Origin of the sequence: Rhodovulum sp. BSW8 (genome assembly GCF_003314725.1) — a bacterium.
In the GTDB taxonomy this organism is placed as follows: domain Bacteria; phylum Pseudomonadota; class Alphaproteobacteria; order Rhodobacterales; family Rhodobacteraceae; genus Rhodovulum; species Rhodovulum visakhapatnamense.
The window spans coordinates 1-9,878 of the sequence record NZ_QNVX01000041.1; the positions used below are offsets into that span (position 1 = coordinate 1).

At 56.4% G+C, this 9,878-nt stretch carries 8 protein-coding genes; all 8 read left to right on the forward strand.

Annotation, left to right across the window (positions count from 1 at the left end):
* The first annotated feature begins 359 nt into the window (after nucleotides 1-359).
* On the forward strand, nucleotides 360-659 hold the full coding sequence (locus tag DSD19_RS16005; RefSeq protein ID WP_113670324.1) for a DUF1778 domain-containing protein: 300 nt from the start codon (nucleotides 360-362) through the stop codon (nucleotides 657-659).
* Nucleotides 656-1,165 (forward strand): GNAT family N-acetyltransferase, encoded by a 510-nt coding sequence (locus DSD19_RS16010; protein ID WP_113670325.1) that lies wholly within the window; start codon nucleotides 656-658, stop codon nucleotides 1,163-1,165. Before DSD19_RS16005 ends, DSD19_RS16010 begins: the two co-directional genes overlap by 4 nt.
* 161 nt (nucleotides 1,166-1,326) lie before the next feature.
* On the forward strand, nucleotides 1,327-1,488 hold the full coding sequence (locus DSD19_RS16015; protein ID WP_243628056.1) for a type II toxin-antitoxin system prevent-host-death family antitoxin: 162 nt from the start codon (nucleotides 1,327-1,329) through the stop codon (nucleotides 1,486-1,488).
* A complete protein-coding gene (gene hsdR, locus DSD19_RS16020) occupies nucleotides 1,475-3,853 on the forward strand; it encodes an EcoAI/FtnUII family type I restriction enzme subunit R (RefSeq protein ID WP_113670327.1) in 2,379 nt (792 codons plus the stop codon). The genes DSD19_RS16015 and hsdR overlap by 14 nt, the downstream gene beginning before the upstream one ends.
* A 21-nt stretch (nucleotides 3,854-3,874) precedes the next feature.
* Nucleotides 3,875-5,368, forward strand: coding sequence for a class I SAM-dependent DNA methyltransferase (locus DSD19_RS16025; protein ID WP_243628054.1), 1,494 nt, complete (start codon nucleotides 3,875-3,877; stop codon nucleotides 5,366-5,368).
* On the forward strand, nucleotides 5,365-7,716 hold the full coding sequence (locus DSD19_RS16030; RefSeq protein WP_113670329.1) for a restriction endonuclease subunit S: 2,352 nt from the start codon (nucleotides 5,365-5,367) through the stop codon (nucleotides 7,714-7,716). The genes DSD19_RS16025 and DSD19_RS16030 overlap by 4 nt, the downstream gene beginning before the upstream one ends.
* On the forward strand, nucleotides 7,713-8,402 hold the full coding sequence (locus tag DSD19_RS16035) for an abortive infection family protein (protein ID WP_113670330.1): 690 nt from the start codon (nucleotides 7,713-7,715) through the stop codon (nucleotides 8,400-8,402). The genes DSD19_RS16030 and DSD19_RS16035 overlap by 4 nt, the downstream gene beginning before the upstream one ends.
* Nucleotides 8,399-9,814: a hypothetical protein gene (locus tag DSD19_RS16040; protein WP_113670331.1), complete on the forward strand. Its 1,416-nt coding sequence runs from the start codon at nucleotides 8,399-8,401 to the stop codon at nucleotides 9,812-9,814. Before DSD19_RS16035 ends, DSD19_RS16040 begins: the two co-directional genes overlap by 4 nt.
* Nucleotides 9,815-9,878 lie beyond the last annotated feature (64 nt).

Sequence of the window (9,878 nt, forward strand, 5' to 3'; positions counted from 1 at the left end):
AGCTCTTCGCGCTCGCTCGGCGCAGTCGTTGATCTCGGTTGGCTTGCTTTCCGGCTCATACAAGCCAGAATTTACGCCAATGCGGCAATAAACAACTGAAATCACGGTGGAATATTCGGCGGTGTTGGGCAGGCTCATTCGCATTTCTGCGCGCTTCCGCGCATCATGGCGGGCGCTGGCATAGTGAAATAACCTAGTTCCAAACCATGACTTCGGCGCGTTGTTCATACGAGTTGCCGCCCTGAAACTCCTCTTGGTCCCGCGATCTTCCAATCTCGGCGAAGGCCTGATCGTGTTGACTATAGTGTATTGCTATTTGCGCTACAAGATATTATCTTCGGGTGCAAAGGAGGTGACTCATGGCCACCACAGCCGACCGTAAGGAATATCCCATCTCGATGCGACTGCCGGAATCGGATGTCGCGATGATCGACCGCGCGGCTACGTTGCGTGGCCGCTCGCGCACGGATTTCGTGCGCGATGCCGCCGTTCGCGCCGCCGAAGAAGTCGTGATGGAAAACCGGCTAATCCGCATGAGCCCTGAAGGCTTCGCCGATTTCATGGATGTCCTGTCCCGTCAGGCGGCTCCGGTTCCCGAGATGGTCGATCTAGCCCAGCGGCCCGCGCCGTGGGAGCCTGGCTACGTCGCCAAGCGGTGAGACGTGGCTCTCTATCAGCTCCAGAAGCGCTCACCGCCGCGCATGATGTCTCCGAATTCTCCTGCGGTAAGCCCACGCTCGATCACTGGCTAAAGACGCGGGCGCTTTCCAACCAGGAGAAGGGCTTTACTGCTGTCATGGTCGTCCACGATGACGGCCGTGTCGTCGGATACTACGGTTTGGCGCCAACGGCAGTCGTTCCTTCGGTATTGCCTCGCTCAGTCAGAACAGGCCAGCCACCAGATCCCGTTCCCTGTCTTCTTCTCGGCCAACTGGCCACCGACACCGTTTGGGCTGGCCGCGGGATCGGCACAGGGTTGCTGAAGCACGCACTGCAGCGCTGCGTCCAGGCAGCTGCACTCGTGGGAGGGCGCGCGCTGATGGTCAATGCCGTTGACGCGGACGCGGCACAGTTCTGGCAGCGCCGCGGTTTCTTGCCTTCGAAAGACGACCCGTTTGTTCTGTTCCGCCCGATCTCTGTGATTGCTGCGTCGCTTGATGCGTAACCCAAGATATGAAGCCTTCCGCGTGAATGCGCTGGAGTGCCAGAGCGTAGCTTTGATGTTGGCAAAAAGAGCCATTTCGGGCTAAATGGCGCAAACGGCGAGTAACGGGTTCAATTATGAAGACGATGTCCGCAAGGGAGGCGAAAAACGCCTTTGGCTTGATGATCGACACCGCTCGTGCGGAACCCGTGTGCATCGAGAAGCACGGACGTGGTGTGGTGGTGGTCGTTTCGGTGGAGGAGTATGAGCGGCTTTGCGTGCAGAAGGACCGCAAAGACCAAACGACAGTGGGAGGCGGGGGCAACGGGAATGCACGGGCTTAGTGAGCGCGACATTTGCAGCAAGTTTATTACGCCCGCCCTTACTGCCGCAGGCTGGAACCTGCATACTCAAGTCCGCGAGGAAGTGAGTTTGACGGCTGGGCGCATAGTTGTTCGCGGTAAATTGACATCCCGCGGCAAGCAGAAGCGTGCGGACTATATCCTCTATCACAAACCCAACATCCCGATTGCTGTTATTGAAGCCAAAGATGCCTCACACTCGGTCGGCGCGGGCATGCAGCAAGCGCTCGAATATGCCGAGATGATCGACGTGCCGTTTGCCTTTTCGACGAACGGAAAAGGTCTCCTCTTGCACGACAGATCGGCAGTGGACGGTTCCGTCGAGCGTGAAATCTCGCTCCAGGAAATGCCATCACCTGAGCTACTTTGGCAGCGTTATGCGGCTTGGAAAGGTATCGCGACCGCCCAAGACCCCCTCGTCAACCAGGACTATTTCGATGACGGTACCGGCAAGGCGCCGCGCTACTATCAGACATTGGCCGTCAATCGTGTGATCGAGGAAACCGCAAAAGGTCGCGATCGGTTGCTGCTTGTCATGGCGACCGGGACGGGCAAGACCTACACAGCGTTTCAGATCATCTGGCGGCTATGGAAGGCGGGTGCAAAGAAGCGGATTCTGTTCCTCGCAGATCGTAATATTCTCGTCGATCAGACGAAAACGAACGACTTCAAACCTTTTGGTGGTGCGATGACCAAGATCGCCAACCGCCAAGCTGACAAGTCCTACGAGATCTATCTTTCGCTCTATCAGGCTGTCACCGGGACGGACGAAGCGGCAAACATCTACAAGCAGTTTTCGCGTGATTTTTTCGATCTGGTGATCATCGATGAGTGCCATCGCGGGAGCGCGGCGGCCGATTCCGCTTGGCGCGAAATTCTCGAGTATTTCTCGAACGCAACACAAATCGGCATGACGGCAACGCCGAAAGAAACGAAGGATGTGTCCAACATCGATTACTTCGGCGAACCGGTTTACACCTACTCGCTCCGCCAAGGCATCGAAGACGGCTTTCTGGCTCCATATAAGGTCGTCCGTTACGACCTCGATAAGGACCTGACCGGCTATCGACCGGAAGCGGGAACACTCGACCGCTATGGCAACGAAGTCGACGACCGCATTTATAACCAGAGGGATTTCGACCGGACGCTGGTTCTTGATGAGCGCACCAAATTGGTCGCCTCGAAGATCACAGAATTTCTGAAAGCCACAAACCGCTTCGATAAGACCATCGTGTTCTGCGAGGACACTGAGCACGCTGAACGCATGCGCCAGGCGCTCGCCAATGCGAACGCCGATCTTGTGGCTGAAAACCACCGTTACGTTATGCGGATCACCGGTGACGATGCGCTCGGCAAGGCGGAGCTCGACAATTTTATCGACCCGAAAGCGCGCTATCCGGTCATCGCCACAACGTCGAAGCTTCTGACAACGGGTGTGGATGCGAAGACGTGCAAGCTGATCGTACTGGATCAGCGAATTCAGTCCATGACCGAGTTCAAGCAGATCATCGGGCGTGGCACGCGCATCGATGAGGAGCACGGCAAGCAGTATTTTACTATCATGGACTTCAAGCGAGCGACAGAGTTGTTCGCAGATCCTGACTTCGACGGCGACCCGGTCCAGATCTATGAACCGGGTGCAGACGACCCACCCGTGCCGCCGGACGAAATTGATGATGCGACAACCACGACGGTCGGTAAATTTGGCGAGGAAGAGCAGTCCGAAATTGATGGTGGCGTTCTTGGCGATCCGTTCGGCGGCGAAGACCGACCGCGGAAGTTCTATGTCGATGGTGTCGAAGTCCGCGTTCTCTCAAAGCGCGTTCAATATCTCGGGCCGGACGGCAAGCTGATCACGGAATCACTGCGCTCCTACGCGAAAAAGACTCTCCAAAAAGACTACAAGACTCTCGATGAATTTCTCCGTCGTTGGGATGAAGCGGAAAAGAAGCAGGCGATTATCGAAGAGCTGGAGTCGCTGGGTGTCTCGCTCGATGGTCTGCGCGACGAAGTGAAAAACGGCGACGCTTTCAGCACTTTCGATTTGCTCTGCCACGTTGCCTATGGCCAGCCGCCGCTGACCCGCAAAGAGCGGGCAGAACAGGTGAAGAAACGCAACTACTTTGCAAAATTCGAGGGCAAAGCGCGGGCGGTGCTGGAAGCGCTTCTCGACAAATATGCGGACGAAGATTTCGGTCCGCTGGAAAATGCCAAGGTTCTACAGCTCAAGCCATTCGATGAAATCGGCACCCCAGTTGAGATTGTGAGGGGCGTTTTCGGCGGCAAATCAGCTTATGAGGCTGCCGTCAGGGGGCTGCAGACCGAACTATATCGCGAGGGAGCGTAAAACGTGCCGAATGTATCGGGAGTGATCAAATCCATTCAGGATATCATGCGCAAGGACGCGGGCGTCGATGGCGATGCTCAGCGCATCGGGCAGCTGGTCTGGATGTTCTTCCTGAAGATTCTGGACGACCAGGAGGAGTCGTTGATGCTCCTCAGCGATGACTACAAGTCCCCGATCCCAGCCCATCTGCGCTGGTCCGCCTGGGCCACGGACGCCGAAGGCATCACCGGCGATGCGCTGCTCGACTTCATAAATAATCAGCTCTTCCCCAAGCTGAAGAATCTGTCGCTTGAAGGACCGGAACGTGATCGCGCGCGCGTCGTGCGCGCCGCGTTCGAAGACGCCTACAACTACATGAAGAATGGCACGTTGATCCGGCAGGTGGTCAACAAGATCAACGAGATCGACTTTAACAACACCGGCGACAAGCACGCCTTTGGTGACGTCTACGAGCAAGTCCTGAAGGACCTGCAAAACGCAGGCAATGCCGGCGAGTTCTACACACCGCGTGCCGTCACTCAATTCATGGTCGACATGCTCGATCCGCAGCTGAACGAACTGGTGCTCGACCCCGCGTGCGGCACGGGCGGATTCCTGGCGCACGTGATGGATCACCGCATCGAGAGATATGTCGAAACGGTCGAAGACCGGGCGACGGTCCAGAACAATCTGTTAGGCGTTGAGAAGAAGGCGCTGCCGCATTTGCTGTGCGTTACCAATATGATGCTGCACGGCATCGAAGCGCCAACCAACATCCTTCACGACAATACGCTAGCCACGCCCCTGAAGGATCACAAATGGCGGGGCAAGATCGATGTCATCGTCACCAATCCACCGTTCGGCGGCATGGAGGAAGACGGCATCGAAAAGAACGTGCCGCAGGCGTTCCAGACGCGTGAGACAGCGGACCTTTTCCTGGTGCTGATTATCGAGCTTCTGAAAGATGGTGGCCGGGCCGCCGTCGTCCTGCCAGACGGCACCCTCTTCGGCGAAGGCATCAAGACACGCATCAAGGAGAAGCTGATGACGGAGTGCAACCTGCACACTATCATCCGCCTACCGAACGGTGTCTTCAATCCATATACCGGCATCAAGACGAACCTCTTGTTCTTCGAAAAATGCCACAAGGATGGAAGAGGCAATGCGTTGAATCCGACCTCGGAGGTTTGGTTCTACGAGCACCCCTATCCGGAGGGTTACAAAAACTACTCCAAGACGAAGCCCATGCGCATCGAGGAATTCAGGGGCGACGACAGCGAACAGGCCTGGTGGGGCGACGTCAAGACGCGTGCTGGACGCAAGGAGAATGACCGCGCCTGGAAGGTGAGCGCTGACGAGATCAAGGCCAATGGCTACAATCTCGACATCTCCAATCCGCACCATAAGGAAGAGGAGCATAAGGATCCGAAAGAGTTGCTCGCCGCTTGGCAGGAGAACCGAAAAAAACTCGCCGCCACACAGGAGCAGCTAAGAGCGGTGCTAGCCCAGGCACTCACCAAGTCGACGGCCGCATGATGCTTGCAGAAACGTTTCTAAAGGAGTTTGGGCGACTCGCTGCCGGCACCGACGGCATACGGAAGCTGCGAGAGTTGGTTCTGAATTTAGCAATCTCCGGAAGATTGTCGGACCAGCGGCCAGAGGACGGACATGCACAAGCGCTGGTTGAAGCTGCAGGCAAAGCGATCCGATCAGCTGTCACGTCAGGAAAAATTCGGAAACCAAAGTACTTTGGAAAAGCAAAAAACAGTACTTTAGCAACGTCGATACCGGCAAATTGGATTTCTACGAGTCTTGGTGACCTAGGGCTGATCTCTCCTCGAAATGAAGCACCAGACGAAGCTGCGGCGGGCTTTGTGCCCATGGCCGAAATCGAAGCTAAGTTCGGTCTTCCGCACGGATTCGAAGAACGAAAATGGGCTGATATCAAGAGCGGCTACACACACGTAGCAAACGGTGACGTTGTTCTTGCTAAGATTACACCCTGTTTTGAGAACGGAAAATCTGCAGCAATAACCGGTTTGCCGAATGATCTTGGCGCGGGAACAACGGAATTGCACGTATTCCGACAATTGGCTCACGTCGTTGAGGAAGACTACGTCCTAGCATTCCTAAAATCCGAAAGTTTCATCCAGGCGGGCGTGCCGAAGATGACAGGCACCGCCGGGCAAAAGCGCATCCCGGCGGACTATTTTGCACTATCATCTTTCCCCCTCCCGCCCCTCCCAGAGCAGCAACGCATTGTCGCAAAGGTTAATGAACTCATGGCGCTGTGCGACGAACTGGAGGCGCGGCAGGCTGAAGAAACCGGGCTGAAACGCGCGGCCGCCGCTTCCGCCCTGCATCATCTGACCGAAACCAAAACGCCGGAAGAAACTGCAGACCGTTGGTCCCTGCTCGCCCTCCGTTTCGGTGAGCTGTTTGACGATCTGGAGACGATCAAGGCGCTCCGGGTCGCGGTCATCGACGCGGCGGCCAATGGGGCCTTTAGTACGCCGTCTGAACGAGCGCAATTTACACAAGGCACCGTCGACGATGTCCTAGTGTCATCAAATTCGGGGTGGAGCCCGCGATGCGATAACGTCCTAGCCACCGGTGATGAGTGGGGTGTGCTTAAGGTCAGTGCCGTTACCTGGGGTGTTTTCAAGCCGGAGGAGAACAAGCGGCTTCCGAGCAATATGGAACCAAGGCCTCAGCACGCGCTTGGCGCTGGTGATATCCTAGTCTCTCGTGCGAACACTGCGGAACTCGTAGGACGTGGCGTCAAAGTTCCGGAGGACTATCCGCGCCTCATGCTGTCAGACAAGATCGTCCGATTAGTTCTCTCTGACGCCGTCCAATCAGACTATTTCCTCCTCGCATTTCATGCATCGCCTGTACGTGCCTACTTTGCAAAGGTCGCCACCGGCACAAGCGACTCCATGCGAAACATTACACGCAGCCACATCAAGGCAGCTCCGATCGCGCTTCCATCCCTTGCCGAGCAAAAACGCATCGTGGTCAGGGTCGATGAAGTCATGTCGCTGTGCGACCGGCTGGAAGAGCGGGTGCGTGAGGGCGAGCGGCTGAACGCCGAGCTGATGGCCGCGCTGGTCCATTCCCTGACCGAAACGGATCCCGATGGCGGCGGTACGGCTGAGCCTGCCAGCCTTGCCGAGGACGCTTCCGCCATCACTGCGCCTAAGCTCGCAAACGGAAATGCGCCCGAAACGCCGGAAACCAATAGTACCTTCGCCCCTTCCAAATCGGGGACGACGGCTCCGGGTCTTGCGCTGAGCGTCGACACCAAGTTCCAAGAGGCCGTGCTGGTCGCGGCCATCGTCAGCACTTTCTTCCAAGCTGGGGGTGAGCCTATTGGCAATTTTCGTCTGCAGAAGGCGGTCTATTTCGCTCGCCGCCAGATGGGTGAGCATGTTGGCGAGATGGCCTATCTCAAAAAGGCGGCTGGGCCCTACAACCCATCGATGAAATATTCCGGCGGCATCGCGATCGCCAAGCAGAAGAACTGGCTGCGCGAGGCACGCGGCCGCTTCGGCTTCGGCCATGTGCCGGGGCCGAATGTTGGCGATGCGAGCGAATGGATCGACACATACGGCTATGAAGCGCCCGCTCGCTGGGTGGCCGAGCACTTCCGCTACAAGAAGAACGAAGAGTGGGAAACACTGGCAACGACGGACTACGCTATCGAGCACCTGCAGACGTTCGGTATCGAAGTCGGCGCAGCGCAAATTCTCCAATACATCGCCAGTGACCCGGAATGGCGCCCCAAAATTGAAAAGCTGCGGTTGACCGAAATGTCGGTCGCTACCGCCATGCTTGAGGTGCAAGCGCTTTTCAGCGCGGAAGGCAGGGATGACTCGGTGTGATCATTTCGCCTCTGGAACATGCGCACGATTTTCAGAAAGTCTTTGGGCTGACGCGGCTGGCGACCACGATCGACAAGGCGGAAGCGGCGCTGGGGACTCTCGAACCGGAGACGATCGACTACTGCAAATGCGTCATCGAGATTATCTGCAAACACATCCTCTCTGAACGCGGCATTCCTTATGATGATCTTAAGCTGCCGAAGCTGGTCAAGCAGGCGTTGTCGTCTTGCGGCTTCGACAATGAGGGGATCGCTGGCAACCTTTCGGGGATCGTCGGTGCGCTTGCGGAAATTCGCAACCGAACCGGCATTGCCGGGCATGGACAGCACGACAGCCAGGACATGCCGTCGCAAACGGATATCCGGATTTTCGTGTCGATTTTCGAAAGCGTCATCAGCCTGCTCTGGCATGCCTTCAACAAGTTTAACATCGACCTGACCCTGACGAAGCTCCGTTTCGATCTCATCGAGCAACGTCTCGAACTCGCGTCCTTCAACGAAGTCTTGGATGTATCAACCTCGATCACCTATGATCAGGAAGAGGGGCGCATCTATATTAACGGCAAAGAAGTACGGCCCTCAGAGCTGCTGTTCATTTTCGATCGGAACTCGTACTCCGAAGAGCTCAAGAAGTTCCAGATTTCCGAGGTCGTTGCTGAACCAGATGAGGAGGCACCGACCACATGACCACGCATCTCACTGCCCGCATCGCATGGCATGACGACGGATGGAACGGGCGCGTCTGCTCGAAGCCAGAACTCAACACCTACTGCGTTGGCCTGAAGTCCTATCCTGGGGACGTGATCCACCGAGAGCGGAACTTGGAGAGGGAAACGGCTTGCGCCGGCCAAGCGGTCTGCAAGCTCAAGGGTGACGACGTGCCACCCTGCATATACAGCATCAATGCCTTTGGACCCGACGCGATCCGCGGCTATTCCAATCCACCAGACTTCTTCTACGATGGTGCTGATCGAGAGGAATGGGATATCCCGCCTTCGACAGTCTGCGTCTGGCCGTATGAAGCCATGTATGGCGATGAGGTTTATACTGACGGCCGGCTCGATAACGATAAGCGACGCAGAGGCGCGGACGAATTTTTCGCAGAACTGGACGATGGCGAAAGCCTGATCTTTTACTACGCCAACCACTCCAACCCGTTCACCGACGAGAATGACCCCAAATATGTGATCGTCGGGGTCTCGCGAGTAAAACAGGTCGGCAAACCGCTTTTTTATCCGAACGCCACGGACGACATCAAAAAGCGCTTCGCTCAGGGCATGGTTTGGGCGCGCAATGTGACGTCCTACTACCCTGATGAAGGTTTCCGCATTCCCTATCACGCCTATCGCGACAAACCCGAAATTCTCGAGAAGATCCTCGTCACACCTGAAAATCCCGCCACGTGCAAATACGGTGCGCGTCACCTCACCGACGATACGGCCATCGGGATGCTGGAGCAGCTGCTCGATGCCATAGGCCGGCTCAAAGAGATCGGAGACGCCCAGGAAGATTGGGACCTTCGCGAAAAATGGGTACAGGCGCAGATCGGCAAGCTTTGGCAGCGGCGCGGCTTATATCCTGGCCTGCTTACCGTGATGGATCTTCTCGATGCGGAAGTCAGCATCAACAACGCCAAATGGTATTGCGACAGAAGGGAGGAGAAGAAAGCCTACGAGCTTTTCTTTGATGCTCTCGACAGCGGCAAGGATTGCCCGGAACTGGAATTGACTGGGTTCGTGGCGAAACGTGTCTCGCGTTCCTGGCAGTTGCTGGAAGACGATGCGCGTATGTTCCTCAAAACGATTGCGGTGCGCGTCGACCTCTATCTCGATCAGCTAGAAAGCATTGTTGGTCAGAAGCGTACCGCGCATGGCCTGCCTGACGACCTGAAGGAAATTGTCGAAGACCCCTATCTGCTAAGCGAACTCTTTGTCGGAGATGCGCCCGAAGACATCATCCCATGGAGTACGATCGATCGCGGGGTCTTTCCGTCACCGGAGCTCGGCGGTGATGTACTATGCGACATGCTCCTTGATGATCCTCGCAGGCTTCGTTCGCTGTGTGTGGAACAATTACGACGCGAACCTAGGTCGTGTTGACAAAAGGGATTCCGCTCGTGCGTAGGGTATGATTCAAGCTGGCATCTGCGATGGAGACCAGCTT